The 19,991-nt window shown below is 47.3% G+C and carries 14 protein-coding genes and 5 pseudogenes; 8 read left to right on the top strand and 11 right to left on the bottom strand.

The annotated features are described in order from the left end of the window. Window positions 1-7: 7 nt before the first annotated feature. The 3 genes from ACFPVS_RS09980 to ACFPVS_RS09970 form a co-directional block, all read right to left on the bottom strand. The gene (locus ACFPVS_RS09980) at window positions 8-805 is read right to left on the bottom strand and encodes a formate/nitrite transporter family protein (RefSeq protein ID WP_378595734.1); all 798 of its coding nucleotides are present in this window, start codon (window positions 803-805) and stop codon (window positions 8-10) included. Window positions 806-941: 136 nt separating this feature from the next. Next, window positions 942-2,327: a Re/Si-specific NAD(P)(+) transhydrogenase subunit beta gene (pntB, locus tag ACFPVS_RS09975; protein WP_096295690.1), complete on the bottom strand. Its 1,386-nt coding sequence runs from the start codon at window positions 2,325-2,327 to the stop codon at window positions 942-944. A gap of 11 nt (window positions 2,328-2,338) precedes the next feature. Next, complete coding sequence (locus ACFPVS_RS09970) at window positions 2,339-3,880, bottom strand: Re/Si-specific NAD(P)(+) transhydrogenase subunit alpha (RefSeq protein WP_096295689.1); 1,542 nt, start codon at window positions 3,878-3,880, stop codon at window positions 2,339-2,341. Between the two features lie 237 nt (window positions 3,881-4,117). On the opposite strand from ACFPVS_RS09970, the gene gloA reads away from it, so the two are divergent. After that, entirely contained in the window at window positions 4,118-4,531 is a 414-nt protein-coding gene (gene gloA / locus ACFPVS_RS09965; protein ID WP_096295688.1) for a lactoylglutathione lyase, read from the top strand. Between the two features lie 70 nt (window positions 4,532-4,601). On the opposite strand, the pseudogene ACFPVS_RS09960 reads toward gloA, so the two are convergent. From ACFPVS_RS09960 to ACFPVS_RS13755, 3 genes and pseudogenes are all read right to left on the bottom strand, one after another. Then, window positions 4,602-5,663, bottom strand: a pseudogene (locus tag ACFPVS_RS09960) (2,3-butanediol dehydrogenase). 234 nt (window positions 5,664-5,897) lie between these two features. Further along, on the bottom strand, window positions 5,898-6,977 hold the full coding sequence (locus ACFPVS_RS09955) for a calcium-binding protein (protein WP_232507600.1): 1,080 nt from the start codon (window positions 6,975-6,977) through the stop codon (window positions 5,898-5,900). A gap of 912 nt (window positions 6,978-7,889) precedes the next feature. After that, window positions 7,890-8,388 (bottom strand): annotated as a pseudogene (locus ACFPVS_RS13755) (calcium-binding protein); the annotation flags it as partial. Between the two features lie 241 nt (window positions 8,389-8,629). Between ACFPVS_RS13755 and ACFPVS_RS13750 the strand changes: the two are divergent. After that, a complete protein-coding gene (locus tag ACFPVS_RS13750) occupies window positions 8,630-8,845 on the top strand; it encodes a hypothetical protein (RefSeq protein ID WP_157742770.1) in 216 nt (71 codons plus the stop codon). A 358-nt stretch (window positions 8,846-9,203) separates the two neighbouring features. Here the strand turns inward: ACFPVS_RS13750 and ACFPVS_RS09945 are convergent, their stop codons facing one another. Continuing rightward, window positions 9,204-9,425, bottom strand: coding sequence for a hypothetical protein (locus tag ACFPVS_RS09945; protein ID WP_378595730.1), 222 nt, complete (start codon window positions 9,423-9,425; stop codon window positions 9,204-9,206). A 220-nt stretch (window positions 9,426-9,645) separates the two neighbouring features. On the opposite strand from ACFPVS_RS09945, the pseudogene ACFPVS_RS09940 reads away from it, so the two are divergent. Next, window positions 9,646-10,300: pseudogene (locus ACFPVS_RS09940) on the top strand (IS1595 family transposase). Between the two features lie 107 nt (window positions 10,301-10,407). Here the strand turns inward: ACFPVS_RS09940 and ACFPVS_RS09935 are convergent. From ACFPVS_RS09935 to ACFPVS_RS09920, 4 genes and pseudogenes are all read right to left on the bottom strand, one after another. Further along, complete coding sequence (locus tag ACFPVS_RS09935) at window positions 10,408-10,635, bottom strand: hypothetical protein (protein ID WP_378595729.1); 228 nt, start codon at window positions 10,633-10,635, stop codon at window positions 10,408-10,410. A gap of 291 nt (window positions 10,636-10,926) precedes the next feature. Next, window positions 10,927-11,535, bottom strand: a pseudogene (locus tag ACFPVS_RS09930) (calcium-binding protein); the annotation flags it as partial. A gap of 490 nt (window positions 11,536-12,025) precedes the next feature. Continuing rightward, window positions 12,026-12,550: a hypothetical protein gene (locus ACFPVS_RS09925; RefSeq protein ID WP_096295685.1), complete on the bottom strand. Its 525-nt coding sequence runs from the start codon at window positions 12,548-12,550 to the stop codon at window positions 12,026-12,028. A gap of 1,012 nt (window positions 12,551-13,562) precedes the next feature. Next, window positions 13,563-14,609 carry a histone deacetylase family protein gene (locus ACFPVS_RS09920; RefSeq protein ID WP_378595728.1) on the bottom strand — a complete coding sequence of 349 codons (1,047 nt, stop codon included), beginning with the start codon at window positions 14,607-14,609 and terminating at the stop codon, window positions 13,563-13,565. 164 nt (window positions 14,610-14,773) lie between these two features. Here ACFPVS_RS09920 and yajC point away from each other — a divergent pair, with 164 nt between their 5' ends. The 5 genes and pseudogenes from yajC to ACFPVS_RS09895 form a co-directional block, all read left to right on the top strand. Next, entirely contained in the window at window positions 14,774-15,037 is a 264-nt protein-coding gene (gene yajC / locus ACFPVS_RS09915) for a preprotein translocase subunit YajC (protein WP_096295683.1), read from the top strand. A 71-nt stretch (window positions 15,038-15,108) separates the two neighbouring features. Continuing rightward, window positions 15,109-16,971 carry a protein translocase subunit SecD gene (secD, locus tag ACFPVS_RS09910; RefSeq protein ID WP_096295682.1) on the top strand — a complete coding sequence of 621 codons (1,863 nt, stop codon included), beginning with the start codon at window positions 15,109-15,111 and terminating at the stop codon, window positions 16,969-16,971. 3 nt (window positions 16,972-16,974) lie between these two features. Beyond that, window positions 16,975-17,910 carry a protein translocase subunit SecF gene (gene secF, locus ACFPVS_RS09905; RefSeq protein ID WP_096295681.1) on the top strand — a complete coding sequence of 312 codons (936 nt, stop codon included), beginning with the start codon at window positions 16,975-16,977 and terminating at the stop codon, window positions 17,908-17,910. A gap of 452 nt (window positions 17,911-18,362) precedes the next feature. Further along, window positions 18,363-19,655 (top strand): MFS transporter, encoded by a 1,293-nt coding sequence (locus ACFPVS_RS09900; protein ID WP_096295680.1) that lies wholly within the window; start codon window positions 18,363-18,365, stop codon window positions 19,653-19,655. A gap of 243 nt (window positions 19,656-19,898) precedes the next feature. Further along, a pseudogene (locus ACFPVS_RS09895) lies at window positions 19,899-19,991 on the top strand (IS1595 family transposase); the annotation flags it as partial.

Here is a 19,991-nt window from a genome sequence, read left to right as displayed (position 1 = left end):
CGTTTTATCAATGCGTAGAATCAGCTGCTTCTGCTTGCTTTCGGTAAGCCAACACATAAAGCATACCGACAAATATTGAGCCACCGACCGCATTACCCAAGTAAACCGACACCATATTGTGCATAAACTGCGCCCAAGAAATATCGGCACCGCCCCAAATCGCAGCCGGAATGACAAACATGTTGGCAACAACGTGTTGAAAACCGATTAACACGAAAATCATAATTGGAAACCAAATCGCCAAAATCTTGCCACCGTAAGTATGCGCGCCGTAGCACAGCCACGCACCCATCGCCACCATCCAGTTACAACCAATGCCGGACACGAAAGCATGTGCAAAGTCTGCCGAGACTTTGGTTTTTGCCACGGTAATGGTTTCGTGTAGGTAATGACCTTCGGTCAAGCCCAAAAAATGGCCGAAAAACCAAGCTACAAAAAATGCGCCGAGTACATTTGTCAACGATACAATCAGCCAGTTGCGCATCCATTGAGCAGCAGTAATCTTTTTCATCATCAGGGCCACTGGCAGCACCATCATATTGCTGGTAATTAGTTCCGCGCCACCCAATAAAATACAAATCAGGCCGATGGGGAAAACAGCCGCGCCGAGCAAGGTGGCCAAGCTGCCCATTTCTTCCGGCATGCCGCCGACTACGCGGATGTAGGCCAGATAGCCGATGGAAATAAATGCACCACCCAAAAAGCCCAAGACGCTGAGTTGCAGCGCGTCACCATTGCCTTTTGCGACGCCTTTATCAGCGGTGGCGCGCAGGATTTCATGTGGATATAAATCACTCATGTTTATTGTCCGTATTGAATATAAGCGTTATTTTACGGTGGTGAAACGCTGTCGCGCTTGATATAACTCAAGGGTGTATTTTTGTTATTCCATGTAATGAGGCCGTCTGAAACGTTTCAGACGGCCTCAAGTCGGTTTCGGCTTATTTTTTCAGTTCGGCCAAAATATCATCAACGGTTTTCTTGGCATCGCCGAAGCACATCACGCTGTTTTCGTTGAAAAAGAGCGGGTTTTGCACACCTGCGTAGCCGGTGTTCATCGAGCGTTTGAACACCACCACTTCTTTGGCTTTCCACACTTCCAACACCGGCATGCCGGCAATCGGCGAATTGGGGTCGGTTTGTGCGGCGGGGTTGACCGTATCGTTGGCGCCGATCACCAGCACCACGTCGGTGTCGGGGAAATCGTCGTTGATTTCATCCATCTCCAATACGATGTCGTAAGGTACTTTGGCCTCGGCCAGCAACACGTTCATATGGCCGGGCAGACGGCCGGCAACGGGGTGGATGCCGAAGCGCACTTCGGTGCCGTTTTTACGCAGAAGCTCGGTGATTTCGGCCACCGGATATTGCGCCTGTGCCACCGCCATGCCGTAGCCCGGGGTAATGATGACGCTCGAGGCGTTTTTCAGCATTTCTGCCACTTCGGCAGGCTTGGCTTCGCGGTATTCGCCCACTTCTTCGCTGCCTGCGGCGGCAGAGGTGCCGTCGGTGCCGAAGCCGCCGGCAATCACCGAAATAAACGAGCGGTTCATGGCTTTACACATGATATACGACAGAATCGCGCCGCTCGAGCCTACCAGCGCACCGGTAACAATCAGCAAATCGTTGCCGAGCATAAAGCCCGCCGCTGCGGCCGCCCAACCGGAGTATGAGTTCAACATCGATACCACTACCGGCATATCGGCGCCGCCAATGGAAGCGACCAAATGCCAGCCGAAAGCCAAGGCGATTAAGGTCATCACAATCAGGGCGAACCAGCTGCCGTCGGCGCCGACAAACAGCAGCAGCAACAGAAACGACACCACAATCGAAGCCAGGTTCAGCTTGTGTTTGTGCGGCAGTTGCAGCGGTGCGCTGCTGATTTTGCCGTTGAGTTTGCCGAAGGCCACAATCGAGCCGGTAAACGTTACCGCGCCGATAAACACGCCTAAAAATACTTCCACCAAATGAATGGTGTGCATTTCCGGGTCAACGTTGCCCGCTTCGATAAAGCTGTTGAAGCCCACCAGCACGGCGGCCAGGCCGACGAAGCTGTGCAACAGCGCGATCAGTTCGGGCATTTCAGTCATTTCGACTTTTTTGGCTTCGTAAATACCGATAGCAGCACCGGCAGCCATCGCCAACACGACCCAGAAAAAGCCTGAAGACTGTTCACTGAAAATGGTAGCAAACAAGGCAATCGCCATGCCGACCATGCCAAAATAGCAGCCTTGCTTGGCCGTTTCCTGTTTTGACAAACCGGCCAGCGCGAAAATAAACAAAATTGCGGCGACGATGTAGGCCGCAGTTACCAAACCTAAAGACATATCGTAACCCCTTATCCTTTGCGGAACATATTCAACATGCGGCGGGTGACATAGAAGCCGCCGAAGATGTTAATGCTGGCAATCAACACTGCGATAAACGCCAACAGCGACACAAAGCCGTGTCCTTGGCCGATTTGCAGCAGCGCGCCGACCACGATGATGCCCGAAATCGCATTGGTTACCGACATCAGCGGCGTGTGCAGCGAATGGCTCACGTCCCACACCACATAATAACCAATCACACAAGCTAACACGAACACGATAAAGTGGTTCAGAAAGGCGGCCGGTGCCACCGCGCCCACCCATAAAACCAACACCGCGCCGATTACGGCAGGTGCCAGTTTTTTCCAAGCGGGAACGGGTTTCGGCTCGGGTTTGGCTGCGGGCGCGGCTTTTTCAGACGGCGTTTGCTGCGGTGCGGCGGAAACCTGGATGGCGGGCGGCGGGAACGTGATTTCGCCCTCGCGGGTAACGGTCATGTTGCGGATAATCACGTCTTCGAAATCCAGCGCGATTTCGCCGTCTTTATTGGGGCTTAACAGCTTGGTTAAATTGACCAGATTGGTGGCGTAAAGCTGGGAAGACTGCCCCGCCAAGCGGTTGGCCATATCGGTGTAGCCGATGATTTTCACGCCGTTGTCAGTGATGAACAATTCGCCCGGTTTCGTCAATTCGCAGTTGCCGCCGGTGGCCGCAGCCAAATCCACAATCACGCTGCCCGCCTTCATGCTTTCCACCATTTCTTTGGTAATCAGCTTGGGCGCGGGTTTGCCGGGAATGGCGGCGGTGGTGATGATGATGTCCACCTCTTTGGCCTGCTCGGCAAACAGCTTCATTTCGGCGGCGATGAATTCTTCGCTCATCACTTTGGCGTAGCCGTCGCCGCTGTCGCCCGCTTCCTGTGGGAAATCGAGTTTTAAGAACTGGCCGCCCATCGATTCGATCTGCTCGGCCACTTCCAAACGGGTGTCAAACGCTTTCACCACCGCGCCCAGCGAGTTTGCCGTGCCGATGGCGGCCAAACCGGCTACACCCGCGCCGATAATCAGCACTTGTGCGGGCGGCACTTTGCCTGCGGCGGTAATCTGGCCGGTGAAGAAACGGCCGAACGCGTTGGCCGCTTCAATCACGGCGCGGTAGCCGCTGATGTTGGCCATAGAAGAGAGCGCATCCAAAGCCTGCGCGCGCGAAATGCGCGGCACCATATCCATCGCCAGCACATCCACTTTTTTATCGGCAAGTTTCTGCACGAGTTCGGAGTTTTGTGCCGGCCACAAAAAGCTCACTAGCGTTTGGCCGGCGTTCAGAAGGCCTATTTCTGATTCGGCCGGCGCGTTTACTTTATAAATTAACGGGCTTTGCCACACCGTATGCGCATCGGCCACAACGGCACCGGCGGCTTCGTAAGCGGCATTATCCAAGCTGGCAGCCAAACCGGCATCGTGTTCCACCACAACCTCAAAGCCCAGCTTCTGCAACTGGGCTACGGTCGCAGGCGTACATGCCACGCGGGTTTCACCGGCCAGAGACTCTTTAGGAATACCAATCCTCATGTCTTCGTCCTTTAAGTTGGTTAATCAAGCTTATGTAAATGAATCTTAACCAATACTTTATAACTAATTTTTGCCTGAAAGACAATGAAAAAATTCTTTTTCTTAATATATTAATTTTAACTATACTTAGTCCGAAAAAGACTTTAGACTGCGGAATTAGACTGCGGAAAAGGAGGTGGATAGCGTAGAGATTGTCGTGTTAAAATAAGAATTTAAAACCAATAAAAGGAACACATCATGCGGATGCTCCACACTATGCTGCGTGTCGGTAATCTGGAAAGATCACTTGATTTCTATCAAAACGTTTTGGGCATGCAACTTCTGCGCCAACACGATTATCCGGACGGTAAATTCTCTTTGGCTTTTGTCGGTTACGGTAACGAAGCGGAAAATACCGTATTGGAGCTGACCTATAACTGGGATACTGAAAACTATAATTTGGGCGATGCCTTCGGCCATATTGCGATTGAGGTGGACGATGCTTACCAAGCCTGTGAAATGGTGAAACAAAAGGGCGGCAAAGTCGTGCGCGAAGCCGGTCCGATGAAACACGGTACCACCGTGATTGCGTTTGTGGAAGATCCCGACGGTTACAAAATCGAGTTCATCCAAAAAAATTCCGGCCATGATTCGGTACAATACGATAAGTAATTCAAGGCAATTAAGAAAGGCCGTCTGAAATTTAAGTTTCAGACGGCCTTTTATTTAACAATTCAATAGGTTAAAGATTCGGGTTCACAATGATTTTTACCGCAGACTCATTGTTGTGAATCAGGCGCTCGAAGCCTTCGGAAATCAATTCGTCCAATTTAATACGCTGGGTAATGAACGGCTCGAGATTGATTTGGCCTTCTTCCACCAGCTTGATGGTTTCGGCATGGTCGTTGCAGTAGGCGATGGTGCCGTGTACATCCAATTCTTTCATCACTACGCTGTGCACATTGATGGTTGCCGGCTGGCTCCAAATCGATACAATCACCACTTTGGCAGTCGGCTTGCAAGAAGCCACTAAAGTATCCAATACTTTATTCACGCTCGTGCATTCAAATGCCACATCCACGCCTTCGCCGTTGGTCAGTTTCAGCACTTCTTCGGTCACATCGACTTCGGAAGGGTCGAGAATATAATCAGCTACACCGGCTTCTTTGGCTTTGTCTTTACGGGCTTTGCTCAATTCGGTGATGATGGCTTTAATACCTTTGGCTTTCAAAATCGCCGCCAGCAACAAACCGATGGAGCCTGCGCCGCCTATCAAGGCAACATTGCCTTCTTTTGCGCCACTGCGCACATAAGCATGGTGACCAACAGATAAAGGTTCAATCAAAGCGGCCTGATCTAATGGGATATCGTTGGGAATCGGATGCACCCAACGGTGCTTAACGGCAATTTTTTCCGCCAAACCACCGCAGCCGCCTAAGCCGATGAAGTTCATATCTTTAGACAAATGGTAATTGCTGCCTTCGCCGGTGTCCACATAATCACGGATAATGTAAGGTTCGACAACCACATGCTGGCCGACTTCGATGTAGTCCACGCCTTCACCTACAGCGTATACCACGCCGGAAAACTCGTGACCCATGGTGACCGGTGCTTCCTCGCCGGAAATCGGATGCGGATGGCCGCATGGCGGAATAAAAATCGGCCCTTCCATAAACTCATGCAAATCCGTACCGCAAATGCCGCACTAAGCCACGTTGATGCCGACGGTACCCGGTGCCACGGTAGGTTCGGGGATGTCTTCAATGCGGATGTCGCCTTTGTCGTAGAAACGTGCTGCTTTCATATGTAACTCCTTATCTGATGGGTTGGGAAATAAATGATAAACAAGTAACAATGTATATGGATTTAAGTAACTGAAAAATATTTTTATAATAAATTCATATCACAATATACAATTCATTTTCAATAAATTATAAATAAATATAAAAGAGGCAAACTATCTTACTCCCATTCCACCGTGAAATAAAGTGTAGCAAAAAGGCCGTCTGAAAATTTTCAGACGGCCTTTAAAGCCTAATCAGACAACTGCAACAGCATTCATTGCATCATTCGCCGAAACAGTTTTGTCCTCAAACGCAAACTCGGTATAACGGTAATGACTGCTACTAAAGAAGTTTTGAACATTAACCTGATCACCTTCTCCATAAGCCTTCACCACCAAATCATTACCGAAACGGCTGAACACCGCATCAGAAAACTCAGCACCATCAAACAGCAAGGTATCGATATGCTCGTCTTTGCTGCCGTAGTCCGATACGGTATCAGTACCGTGGCCTTTGGTAAAGACGTATGTGTCGGCCTCGTTGCTGCCGCCTTCCAATCTGTCATTGCCTTCACCGCCCATGAGAATGTCGCTGCCGCTGCCTCCGACCAATGTATCATTACCGCTCTCTCCGAGCAGACGGTCATTGCCTTTATCGGCTTCGAGACGGTCGTCGCCGTCGGCACCGTTCAAAACATCATTGCCTTCGTAACCGTAAATGGTGTCATTGCCCGCACCGCCGTTAACCGTATCGGCATTGCTCCACCCCTGTAAGGTTTCGTTTTGCTCCGTACCGTTTACAGTCAGTGCAACATCAGCACCTTTAACGGTTTGGTCATCGAAAACAAAATTGAAATTCTGACGGTCACCGTTATAGAAAAAGTAGTCGAGAGTCACTTGGTCTTCCGAACCGTAGGCTTTGACAATCAAGTTATAGCCGTTACGGATAAAGGCAGTATCGGAAAGCTTCGCGCCTGTGAACACCAATGTATCGGTATGTGCGGCTTTGCTGCCGCTGTCGGAAACCACATCCTGTCCGTGGCCTTTGGCGAAGACGTAGGTATCGGCTTCGCTGCTGCCGCCGTTCAGTTTGTCGTTGCCCGCACCGCCGGTCAGGGTGTCGTTGCCCGTTCCGCCATTAAGGGTGTCATGACCATTACCACCGGAGAGAATATCATCTCCATTTCTACCTTCTAACGTATCATTGCCTTCACCACCCAACAGGAAGTTGGATAAATCTGTGCCGCGTAATGTTTCATCGGCATCAGTACCTAATTGATGCCCAAGCTTTGTCAAGGCCGTGCCGCCAAGTTGTTCCGCATATTGTTCGAACATACCTTGCGCCACTGCTGCCTGAACATATTGCGCAAACAGTGATGAAAGCTGCTGAATCCCTACGCTGCCGTTATCCTGAGAATAAGCGACAAACTCCCCCAAATCCACAAACGCTTTTTCAGGATTTTCCGCGTGTACTTCGCCGAATTTAGCCAATACGCCGCTGTAATCGAGTTTGAACTCGTCATTTTCGAGGACGAGGCCGATTTCGTTCAAATACGGCTGCAAACGGGTTTGGAACAACAGTGCCCGGTAGACATTTTTATTAAGGGAATCGTATGCCTTGTCGATAACCGAGAAAATGCGCTTGGTTTCGGTATCGTTCATGCTGAACATTACGTGTGATTTTTCACCGGAGAACGCATCGAGTGTGGCGACTTTTTGGCGGTAGTGCTGGATTTTGTCCAAATATTCTTGCGGAATGGAATAACCCAGAACCAAACCGGCTTGAGTAGGCGTAAGGGCCACACCTTCGTTAGCGGTGCGGAACATGGCGGTAGAGAAAGTGAAGCCGACGTGATAATCCGGATCGGTTTTCGCCCACTCCTGAACCAGTTTGTTCAGCAAAGCCTGTTGCTCCGCCTTGGTTTCCGCATCCGAATAAGCCTTGAGCGTTTCCGCCAAATCAGGCGACAATGCCGCCGCTTCGCGCAAATCGCGTAAGCGGCCGATGCCCTGCAGGTTTGCCGCCCGCATTTGTTCTTCGGTCATTCTTACCGAACCGGCATAGCGGCTGTGCAAAGTATCGTTGGCCAACAGCAGGTCGCCCATATCGCGGGTTTCGCCGCCGGCAGTAGTGTATGAACCTTTTTGGGCGAGGGTGTTGCCGTTGCCCAAACGGGTGTTGACATCTTGATAGGCGGCATCAAGAGATTGGATATTGAGTTCGGCAAGGGTAAACAGTTCGCCTTCCTGAGATACGCCGTCCTGATTCAAATCGCGCCATACCTTGAGTTTGTCGAAATCCGCATCTTGGGCATCGACTTTGCCGTCTGACATTGGTATCGGACTCGGCCAATGCGGCATAACCGTGTGCGGCGTTGCTGCCGTCTTTCAATACGGTGCTGTCGCCGAACAGTTCGCCGCCGTTGTTGATCAGGCCGTCTGAATTGCGGTCAATTACCAGCAAACCGTCGTCGGCGGCCGCCCAGCCCGTTGATGTGCGGATACCGTCTTTATCGTGGTCGAACAACGCACCCGCATAACCTTGCGTGCCGATGGTTTCGATGCCGTCGCCGTCAAGGTCGAGAACCAGCGGGTCGTAGACGTGGTATTTGCCGTCGCGGTTGATGTCTTTCCACGGGTTAAGTTCATCGGGGAATAGTTCGTAGAATTGACGCGACCATCGTTCAGCCAAATCCCATCCAAAGCCTTTCCAATTATCAGCATTGAATAAATCATCAGGGGACATTGTTTGATTTCCTAAAGTAGCTTCTCCGTATGCTTTAATACTAAGCCCAATAGCATTCAACTCAAGACCAAGAGCTTCACCTGCTTTCCCACCCACTAATGATGCAGTATCGCCCGCAATACTGAAAACATCACCAATTACATTTTGAACATCTGTAAGTTTTATTGGTTCATTTTTTTCTACTTGTTTCGATAGCCTATTTATATTCATTGTCAAACTGGTAGCAGCAGCACCAAGTGCAATGGCATCGGAACCTTTTGAATTATTTCCAGCAATAGTTGCAATTGAATTTGCTGTAGAAATAACACCTGATGCGGTAGATAAAATACTTCCTGCATCCCCTTTGCTGACCGCTTCTCCAAAGCTGGTTAAAGCCCCATACATATTAGTTGCACCACCACCAATTTGCGTCATTGCTTGTGCTGATTGCTTTGCTATATTAAAAATTTTCATTTAAAATTCCTTTCGAACTGAGAAGATTTTTTTTGTTAATGAAATAAAGAAAACAGATGGAATGGAAAGAATAAAAATAGGAAATATAAATATTTTATAATTTTCAATATCTAAAATTAATGTTAAAAATAAACATATATTCAAAGCAATTAATACTGTTTCAAATTTCCTAATATTCATATCTTTATCATAAGTATCAATCTTTATTCTTCTAAAGAAGAATAAAGATAGCAAAATGAGATATGAACAGACTACAGAAATTCCCACATTATTCTTAAAATTCAACATATTGAATAATATAGATGATATTGCATATAAATAATATAGATAGCAAAAATATTTTTTTTGATTTACCATAAATTTTATCTTTCTGTTTTCCCTAAATTAACTCCTACAATTAAAGCTGTTCCCACTTGCCCAACAGAACCAGGAAACATTAAAGCTACGCTGCCAATTGCCGTTACGGTACCTGAAACGGCTGCTGTGGTATTCCCTTGACTTGTGCTTGCACCAATCATTCCATCTACCGTACCAATCTTACCCCCAATATTGGATAATAAATACGTTACACCCTGTTTAGACATAATTTTCTCCTAAATAACAAAAGAACAAATCCTAGAATAAAAAAACAAAAGACACCCCTAAAAAAACAACAAATGATCTCACTGTATTTTTCTGTTCAATTTCCATTAGTATTTTGGCTTGCTCCACCTCCAAATTCTTATATATTTTTCCATCTTTAAAATATATTTCATTAATAAAAAAGGGGCTGACGTAGATTAGCAGTTAGGTTACACTCAAAAAATGAAGATAACCCATTGCAAACTAAGCAAGCCTACCCAGCGAAAACTCCTCCACTTTTTTGTATTGGAAGTTACTGCACGCGCAGCAGCCAACGTACTCGATATTCAACCCAATCCAGCTATGCTGTTTTACCGCAAAATCCGCCAAGTCATTGCCTGCCATTTAGAGCTTCAGGCAGACGAAGTTTTTGATGGTGCTGTCGGGCCGGATGAAAGCTGTTTTGGCGGGCAGCGTAAAGGCAGGCGCGGTCACGGTGCTGCCGGTAAAGTGGCTGTCTTCGGTATTTTGAATACGCAATGGTAAGGTCTATACCGTTGTGGTTAAAAATACCAAACAGGATACTTTACTGCCTGTTATTAAAAGAAAAATCATGCCTGACAGTATTGTTTATACTGATTGCCATAAAAGCTATGATGTGCTGGATGTGAGCGAATTTACCCACCATCGCATCAATCATTCCCAGCTGTTTGCAGACCGCCAAAATCATATCAACGGCATTGAAAACTTCCGGAATCAGGCGAAGCGCGTCCTACGAAAATATAATGGAATTGACCGTAAATCTTTCCCTTTATTCTTGAAAGAATGCGAATTTCATTTTAACTTTGGTACACCAAAAGAACAGCTGAAAACACTGCGGATTTGGTGTGGTATTTAAAGCTAATCTACGTCAGCCCCATAAAAAAAGTTGATTTACTCTGTTGAACTCCAGTGATTTTTTTAGCATCTATCTTTACAGCAAAGCCAACCGAACCACATAAATCATCACCTTCCAAAACAAAGGGCTGTAAAAATCTTTCTTTTTTCTTTATAAATAGCTACTCCTGACTTAGCTGAATTTGTAGCTTTTACTGCTATAATTTGTACATCTTCCAAATTAATTTTTTTTATTTTTTTAGTCACTAAAAAAAATATTAAAATTAAAAATAAATAATTAATATTAAAAATATAATAAATATTACCCCAGATAAAGAAAAAAGAAGATTCTGCCATGACTTTAATCTCGCACCTAATTCTTCCATAAAAGTTCCTAACGATAAGATAAATATGCTTGTTAGCATATTTTGAAGTCAGCATATTTATAATAAACACAAAAAACTAAAGGGGTATTTCAGATAACACGGCTTATTCAAAACCATTTAAGATAACCCTAGCTATCTAGAGCAACCCAAATTGAAAGCAAATACCAAGTCTTCCAAATTTTTTCATCTTAATATACAAGCCTAAATTACTCCACCGCAATCAAAACAAACGGCATATTAAGATATCAAATGGCATATATTATGCCGCCAGCAGCAAATCGCCCATTTCGCGGGTTTCGCCGCCGGCAGTAGTGTATGAACCTTTTTGGGCAACAGTGTTGCCGTTGCCCAAACGCTGGTTAACGTCTTGATAACCGGCATTCAGGGACTGAACGCCAACTTCGGCCAAGGCAAACAGTTCGCCTTCCTGAGATACGCCGTCCTGATTCAAATCGCGCCATACCTTGAGTTTGTCGAAACCCGCATCTTGGGCATCGACTTTGCCGTCCGAATTGGTATCGGACTCGGCCAATGCGGCATAGCCGTGCGCGGCATTGCTGCCGTCTTTCAATACGGTGCTGTCGCCGAAAAGTTCGCCGCCGTTGTTGATCAGGCCGTCTGAATTGCGGTCGATGACCAGCAATCCGTCGTCGGCAGCCACCCAGCCCGTTGATGTGCGGATACCGTCTTTGTCGTGGTCAAACAATGCACCCGCATAGCCTTGCGCGCCGACGGTTTCGATGCCGTCGCCGTCAAGGTCGAGAACCAGCGGGTCGACAATGTGGTATTTGCCGTCGCGGTTGACAGAATCCTGCCACTCTTTCCAGTCGTTAGGGTCGCACCAATTTTTTTGATTTTCAGGATTACCCCAATCATCTTGTCGATTATTATCAGGATGACTTTTTATAATATCCTTTAATGTTATCGCACCATTTTTATTCTCCCAAATGGTATAACCTAAACCTGCAACAGTTAGTCCTACCGCAACTAATTGCCCACCTGGAATCATGGCAGCTACTGCCGCACCAGTTGTTAACATATCACCTACAGTCACTTTTCCAATAGTTTCTCCTACACTCCCTGTATCTTTATAATTATTATGAGCATTGATACCAACTTGTAGCATTCCTAATGCTCCGCCTGCTTTGGTAAATTTTGATATACTGGATCCAGTAACTACTTCTCGAATATTACCTATCTGGCCTAAAGTTGCTCCTGTAGCTCCTACTAGTGCAGAAGTTGAATTATTTGGGTTAGTGTTAACAGAGATAGCTTGACCCGCCAAATTACTTACAGTTCCTGCATTTCCTGATGAATAGCTAATAAAAGCTGAATATTTTGATGCCATTTTTAAAATATCCTTAATTAATAGTTTGTTTTTTGTAAAAAATAAAGTAAATAAAAGACATAACCATTAAGTATGAAAATACAATAATGCTAAATGCTCTTTTTATTTTAAAACCGTAAATAGTTGTATTTGCATATTTTTCAATGTATTCTCTAGGAACAGGAAAAACCTTTAGCGTCTGCCCCCCAGATAAAAATTCACCCTCAGTAACCATTGAGTGAGCTATCATATCAGTACCAACGATTTTCAAAACATAAACACTTTTCCCTTTGAATTCCTGACCATGTTTGCTATTTAAGCATAGTGAATCCAAAAAATAAGTACATGATGATAAATATTTAACCCCATTATAGTTAAATGAAATTGAACCACGAGCCCCTCGGTTTTTAACTTCATATAAAACTCCATCAGGAATTTTTTCATGTACTAAATATATTTTCTCATATCCCAATGAAGGAAATAATTCAAAAATCACACTTAAAAAGAATAAAAAAACAGCTAATAGAAAATTTTTTCTTATACTGATTTTATTAAACATTTCATTTATTTCTTTCTAGTTATTAAAAAAGCATATTTTAGAACTCATAGAATCCGTAGGTACGGTCAGCCGCCTCCAACGGCATAACCGTGCGCACCTCCATAAAAGCCATCAGCCCTATCTGCTCCCAGTTTTCCAAATCCGTTTCAGACGGCCTTGTATCGGTTCGCCATCCATTCGTACGGTTATGCTGCCGGGGGAGGCTGACATACCTACGGCTTGCTATCGATTTGTATAGCAATCGTAACATGGGGATTATAACAATCAATTATTGCCGTAAAGTGGGCAATTATGCCCTTACATCAGTATGCCGTCTGAAATATCTGCCCGACCCTAACTTGCCCTTAAAATCCTGTGTCATCATCACATCATCCTACTGTGCATTCTACAATCCAATCATCTTTCATAAAATGACTATCGGATGATCGATTATTCTGTATATCAAACGGAAAAACAGGTTTATTTTTGTAAAATAATTTAAATGACATTTGCGTTTTCATACAAATGAGGCTGTCTGAAAACCCGCTTGGATTTTCAGACGGCCTTTGTTTTTCAAAAATGGGGAAGCAAAACGAACGGGCTTATACGGCAAGTGTTAAGATTGGTATTTATATCCGCTGTAAAATGGCAAACCGTCAGTTTCATTAATCCGCAATTATTTGATGTGGGCAGCAAGTGCCCCTTACGGCTTGCTTTGATTCGTCATTCCCGCGCAGGCAGGAAGCCAGAATTTTAACCGGCTGTAAATTTTTAATATTTCTGAAACCGATAAGTCTGGATTCCCGCCTGTACGGGAATGACGAGCATAGAACTCGTAGAACTCGTAGGTACGGTTAGCCGTCCGCAGCGGCGTAACCGTACGCAGTCACGGCAGACATAGAAAACGGTAATGCCGTCTGAAACGGTTTTCAGACGGCATGTCGGCGTGCAGGGTTGAATTAATGTGTTTGTACGGTTACGCCGCAGTGGGCGGCTAACCTTACCTACTGGTGTGATTTCAGATGGCCTGTTCTCAATGTTTCAGCTGTTTTTGGTATTCCGTAACATAGGCGGCTTTTCTCATGCCGGCCAATACGCGGATATGGGCGGCGGCGGATTTGCCCAGTGATTCGGAGGTATAGCCGCCTTCGAGTGCGGAGACGATGCGGCCGGGGCAGCTTGAGGCCGTCTGAATGATCTTGTGGGTCAGCCATGCGTAGTCGGCTTCATGCAGGTTGAGGTAGCTGGTTTGGTCTTGTTTATGGCCGTCGAATCCGGCGGAAATCAGAACTAATTCGGGCTTGAACTGTTTGAGTTTGGGCAGCCATTGTTCGCGGATTACGGTGCGGAACCGGCGGCTGTCGGTGCCTGCTTTCAGGGGAGTGTGGACGATATGGGGATTACGGCCTGTCGGGATGTTTTCTTTGGGAAAAGGGAAAATGTCGGCTTCGAAACTGTCGAGCAGCATGATGCGCGGGTCATCTTTGAAGATTTCGAGCGTGCCGTCGGCATGGTGGGCGTCGAAATCGATGATGGCGATGCGTTGCAGGCGGTGTTCGGCGATGGCGTGCATGGCGGCGACGGCGATGTTGTTGATGATGCAGAAGCCGCCGGCGCGGTTGCTTTGGGCATGGTGGCCGGGCGGGCGGGCAGCGCAAAAGGCGTGGTGGGCTTTTTTTTGGATGACCATGTCGACGGCTTTGATGAGTGCGCCTGCGGCGAAACGTGCGGCTTCTAAGGATTGATGGCTGATGACGGTGTCGTCGTCGACGCGGTAGATTTTTCCGGGCTGCGGCTGTACGCTTTCGAGAAAGCGCAGGTAGTTGCGCGGATGGACGAGTGCCAAGCGGCTGTCGTTGATTTCGGGGGCGACGGTTTTTTGCAGGCGGGGCCAGATGTTTTCGGCTTTGAGTGCGGCTTCGATGGCTGAAATGCGCTGCGGTGACTCGGGGTGGTGGGTGTCGGGTCGGGATTGGGTGAATATGGGATGGCTTATCCAGACTGTGCGGGCGTTTTTACCGATGAGACGGCGCAGGCGTGTGCGGATACGTTGGATAAGGCGTGTAAGAAGGGGATTCATGGATTGCGTGTTTTTCAGACGGCCTGACTGATAAATATGGTTAATAAGTACGGAAATACTTGGAAATTTTTCAGACGGCCTTTAGAATAGCGTAATTTCGGGGCTGGCTCAACTGAAATTTCGGTCCTGCTTTTCAATTGCAATGATTATAGAATGGAAAAACTATGGAACAAAGCATGTTGGCTCAATTTGCACCGCTGGTTTTGATTATGGTGGTGTTTTATTTCCTGATTATGCGCCCGCAACAAAAGAAATTCAAAGCCCACCAGCAAATGCTGTCTGAATTGAAAGCCGGTGACAAAGTCGTCTTGGCTGCCGGTTTCAAAGGCCGTATTACCAAAGTCGGCGAACAGTTTTACGGCGTAGAAATTGGCCGCGGCGTGGAAGTGGAAGTTGACCGCAACGCCATCGCCAGTAAAGCCGAATAAAATTGATTGCCGCAAAAGCCGCCTCATTGTGAGCGCGGCTGTTTGTCTTTAAGAAAAACTGAAGGTTTCCCATGAACCGTTACCCTTTATGGAAATACCTGCTGATTGCGTTCACGATTGTTGTGGCGGTGATTTACGCACTGCCCAATTTGTTCGGTGAAACGCCTGCGGTACAGGTATCGACCAACCGACAATCTATTGTCATCAACGAACAAACCCAAAACAGGGTTGAATCTGCTTTGAAGGCGGCCAATATTTCGACCGACGGTATGTTTATCGCCGATAATTCGCTGAAAGTGCGTTTTAAAGATGCGGAAACGCAGCTGAAAGCACGCGATGTGATCGAAAATACCTTGGGAGAAGGCTATATTACCGCGCTTAACCTGCTGGCTGACAGCCCCGAATGGATGGCGAAAATGAATGCCAATCCGATGTTCTTGGGCTTGGACTTGCGTGGCGGCGTGCATTTCACCATGCAGGTGGACATGCAGGCGGCCATGCAGAAAACATTTGAGCGTTACGCAGGCGATATTCGACGCGATTTGCGCCGTCAAAAAATCCGGATTGGCACCATCCGCCATACAGACAGTAGCCTGACTGTGCCATTCCAAGATGCGGCGGATGTGCAGAAAGCCTTGCCGCAACTGCAAAACCTGTTACCGGAAGCCACGCTGACGGCGGAAGGTAATAATGTGGTGTTGACCCTGTCTGAAGCGGCGGTGGCCAAAATCCGCACTGATGCGGTGAAGCAAAACATCACCACGCTGCACAACCGTGTGAACGAGCTGGGCGTAGCCGAACCGGTGATTCAGCAATCCGGTGCCGAACGCATTGTGGTGCAGTTGCCGGGTGTGCAGGATACGGCTAAAGCCAAAGACATTATTGGCCGTACCGCTACTTTGGAAGTGCGTATGGTGGAAGACGATCCGGCGCAAATTACCGCTGCTTTGAACGGCAATGTGCCGAGTGGTTACGAATTGCTGTATAGCGCGGGCGAGCAACCGCAAGCCACTTTGGTGAGCAAGCAGGTTGAACTTACCGGCGACAACATCAACGACGCACAACCAAGCTTTGATGAAATGGGCGCACCTGCCGTGAGCATTAATTTAGACGGCACCGGCGGTACTATTTTTGCCGAGCTGACTTCACAAAATGTCGGCAAACGCATGGCGATGGTGTTGATTGACCAAGGCAAAGCCGAAGTGGTGACTGCGCCGGTTATCCGCTCTGCCATTACCGGTGGTCGTGTGCAGATTTCCGGCAGTATGAGCAGCGCGGAAGCCAACGATACTTCTTTGCTTTTGCGCGCCGGTTCGCTGGCTGCGCCGATGGAAATTGTGGAAGAACGCACTATCGGCCCGTCTTTAGGTAAAGAAAACATCGAAAAAGGCTTTAATTCGACACTGTGGGGTTTTGCTGCCGTCGCTGTGTTTATGGTCATTTACTACCGCTTGATGGGGGTGTTTTCTACCATCGCATTGACCACCAATATCCTGTTTTTGATTGCGATCTTGTCTGCCTTGCAAGCTACGTTGACCTTGCCGGGTATTGCTGCTTTGGCTTTGACTTTGGGTATGGCTATTGACTCGAACGTATTGATTAATGAACGTATCCGTGAAGAATTACGCGCCGGCGTGCCGCCACAGCAGGCAATTAATTTGGGTTACCAGCATGCGTGGGCGACCATTGTCGATTCCAACTTAACTTCGTTGATTGCCGGTATTGCTTTGCTGATCTTCGGTTCGGGGCCGGTGCGCGGTTTTGCTGTGGTGCATTGTTTGGGTATTTTGACCTCGATGTATTCGTCTGTGGTGGTGTCGCGCGCATTGGTGAATTTGTGGTATGGCCGCAAACGCAAACTGCAAAGCATTTCCATCGGTTCGGTATGGAAGCCGGAGCCGGTTGCCTCAAATACTGTGGCGGATAAGGAGTAAAACATGGAATTATTTAGAATCAAACGTGATATTCCATTCATGAGCTACGGCAAACTGACCACATTTATTTCGTTGGCGACGTTTATCGCAGCTGTATTTTTCTTGATTACCAAAGGATTGAATTTCTCGGTGGAATTTACCGGCGGTACCGTGATGGAAGTGCAGTATCAGCAAGGTGTCGATGTCAATCAAACCCGTGAAAAGCTCAATACGTTGAATTTGGGTGAGGTGCAGGTGCAAGCCTTAGGCACCAACAAGCACATCCTGATTCGCCTGCCTAATAAAGAAGGCGTGTCATCGGCGCAACTGTCGAATCAAGTGATGGATTTGTTGAAACAAAACAATCCTGATGTCACGTTGCGCCAAGTCGAGTTTATCGGCCCTCAGGTTGGTGAAGAGTTGGTTACCAACGGTTTGTTGGCGTTGGGTATAGTTATCGTCGGCATCATCATTTACCTGTCGATGCGTTTCGAATGGCGTTTTGCCGTGGCGGCGATTATTGCCAATATGCACGATATTGTGATTATTCTCGGCTGCTTTGCGCTGTTCCAATGGGAGTTTTCATTGACTGTGTTGGCCGGTATTTTGGCAGTGTTGGGTTACTCGGTAAACGAATCGGTGGTGGTCTTTGACCGTATCCGTGAAAATTTCCGCAAACCGGCCATGCGTAACCATAGCGTGCCGCAAGTGATTGACAATGCGATTACTGCAACCATGAGCCGTACCATCATTACCCACGGCTCGACCGAAGCAATGGTGCTGTCGATGCTGATTTTCGGCGGAGCTGCCTTGCACGGTTTCTCGTTAGCTTTAACCATCGGTATCGTATTCGGTATTTACTCATCGGTTTTGGTGGCAAGTCCGCTGTTGCTGATGTTCGGCCTGAATCGCGAAAATATCTCGAAAGCACCGAAGAAAAAAGAAGAAGTGGTGGTGTAAAAAACATCATGTTTTCAGATGGCCTTATTTGCATACTAGGCGGTCTGAATTAAGAACACGCTGATTTTCAGTGTGTTTTTTTTACGGGTATTCCATTCATATAAAAAATGGAGGCCTTTGCAAAATCCCTATCTTTAGCACATTCCTTCGTTATGCGCTGCTCGAAAGCTTATCTGCCTTAATGATATATCTGCGCTTTCTGTGCTGCTCTAACTTCGAACTGCATTCAAACCTAGGGTTTTGCAAAGGTCTCAGCAGATGGCATTTGGGAAGTGAATTTACGTTTTCAAGGCCGTCTGAAATATTCAGACGGCCTCACAATGAATTCCATTCATATCATATACGCAAATTTAGAATTTGCTTGCACACAGTGAAGTCGTTATAGTGGCGTATTCGGGTGGTATAGCGAATGATAACAAAGCCCGAGTTCTTATTGAAAGAGAAGGTTATTCATGGATTTAAGACAAAAAATTGCCCAAAGCCCGATGAGTGGTTTTCAATGGATGGTGGTTGCATTGACCTTCATTTTAAATATGCTCGACGGATTTGATGTGTTGGCGGTAGCGTTTACTGCAAAAAGTATTCAAACCGAGCTGGGTCTGGATGGTGCGCACATTGGTACTTTGATGAGTGCCGGTTTGCTGGGCATGACTTTAGGCTCGGTATTTTTGGCGCCTTTGGCTGACCGTTTTGGCCGCCGCCCGCTGCTGATTTTTTCAACGTTGCTGTCTGCCATTGGTATGCTGATGACGTATTTCTCGCATTCGATGGAAACGATTGCGTTTTGGCGTATTGTTACCGGCTTGGGTGTGGGCGGTATTTTGCCGTGTACCAATGTGATTGTGAGTGAGTATGCCAACCAAAAATGGCGTGGTTTGGCGATTGCGATTTATGCGTCAGGCTTCGGTATCGGGGCGATGTTGGGCGGTATGTCGGCAGTGATGCTGCAGGGTGAATACGGTTGGCGTTCGGTATTTTTGGTTGGCGCGGTGCTGACCATGTTGGCGGTAGTGTTATTGATGGTGGTGTTGCCGGAATCGGTGGATTTCCTACTGACCAAACGTCCGGCCAATGCCAAAGCGCGTTTGGATAAGATTGCAGCCAAAATGGGCTTAAGCGGCGATTGGGTATTTTCTGAGGTCGAGCAGGGCGTGAAGAAGGCCAAAGTGTCGGTTCTGCGTTTGTTTGAGCCGCAATACCGGGCGACCACGCTGTTGATTTGGCTGGCGTTTATCACTGTGATGGCTTCGTATTATTTTATCAACTCATGGACACCCGCGTTGTTGGAGCAGGCCGGTATGGCAAAAGAGCAAAGCCAGTCGGTCGGCATGGCGATTTCGGTGGGCGGTGCAATCGGCTCGTTGATTTTCGGCTTCTTGGCCAGCCGTTGGGCGGCGCGCACGGTGTTGATCAGCTTTGGGGTGTTGGCAGTGGGTGCAATTTTCGCCTTCTTGTCATCAAGTGCCTTGAGTGCGGCACTGGTGTTTGCCGTATTGTTGGGCGCCTTGATGAACGGTTGCATTGCCGGTCTTTACACCATCAACCCGACCCTTTACGCCGCTGATTTCCGCAGTACCGGCGTGGGCGTAACCATCGGAATCGGCCGCTTGGGTTCGATTTTGGCACCGATTATGGCCGGTGGTTTGCTTGACTCAGGTTGGGCGAAAGATGATTTATATGGTGCAACCGCAGCCGTGATTATATTGGCGGTGGTAGCATTGTTCTTCTTGAAGCCTAAGGTGTAGCGGCTTAAAAAAAATATGCTCGATTATTGAGAATCAGGTCGTCTGAAACGGGAAATCAACCTTTCAGACGGCCTTAATATTTTATGAATGGTTAGTGTTTACAATACATTAATAAATGTAGTTGAATTTCATTTTTTGTGTTTGAAGTGGATATTGTGCAGAGGGAATATGAAATAAAAATAAAAAATTTAGGGGCTGTACTAGATAACTAGGGAAATCTAATTTCAGGTTAGAATAACCCCTATGAGAAGAAGCCGTTTAAGTCAGTACAAGCAAAACAAACTGATTGAACTGTTTATTGCGGGTGTTACTGCCCGTACTGCAGCTCAATTAGCC

Source organism: Neisseria weixii (genome assembly GCF_042658245.1).
Taxonomy (GTDB): domain Bacteria; phylum Pseudomonadota; class Gammaproteobacteria; order Burkholderiales; family Neisseriaceae; genus Neisseria; species Neisseria weixii.
This window is presented reverse-complemented; position numbering and strand designations above follow the sequence as displayed.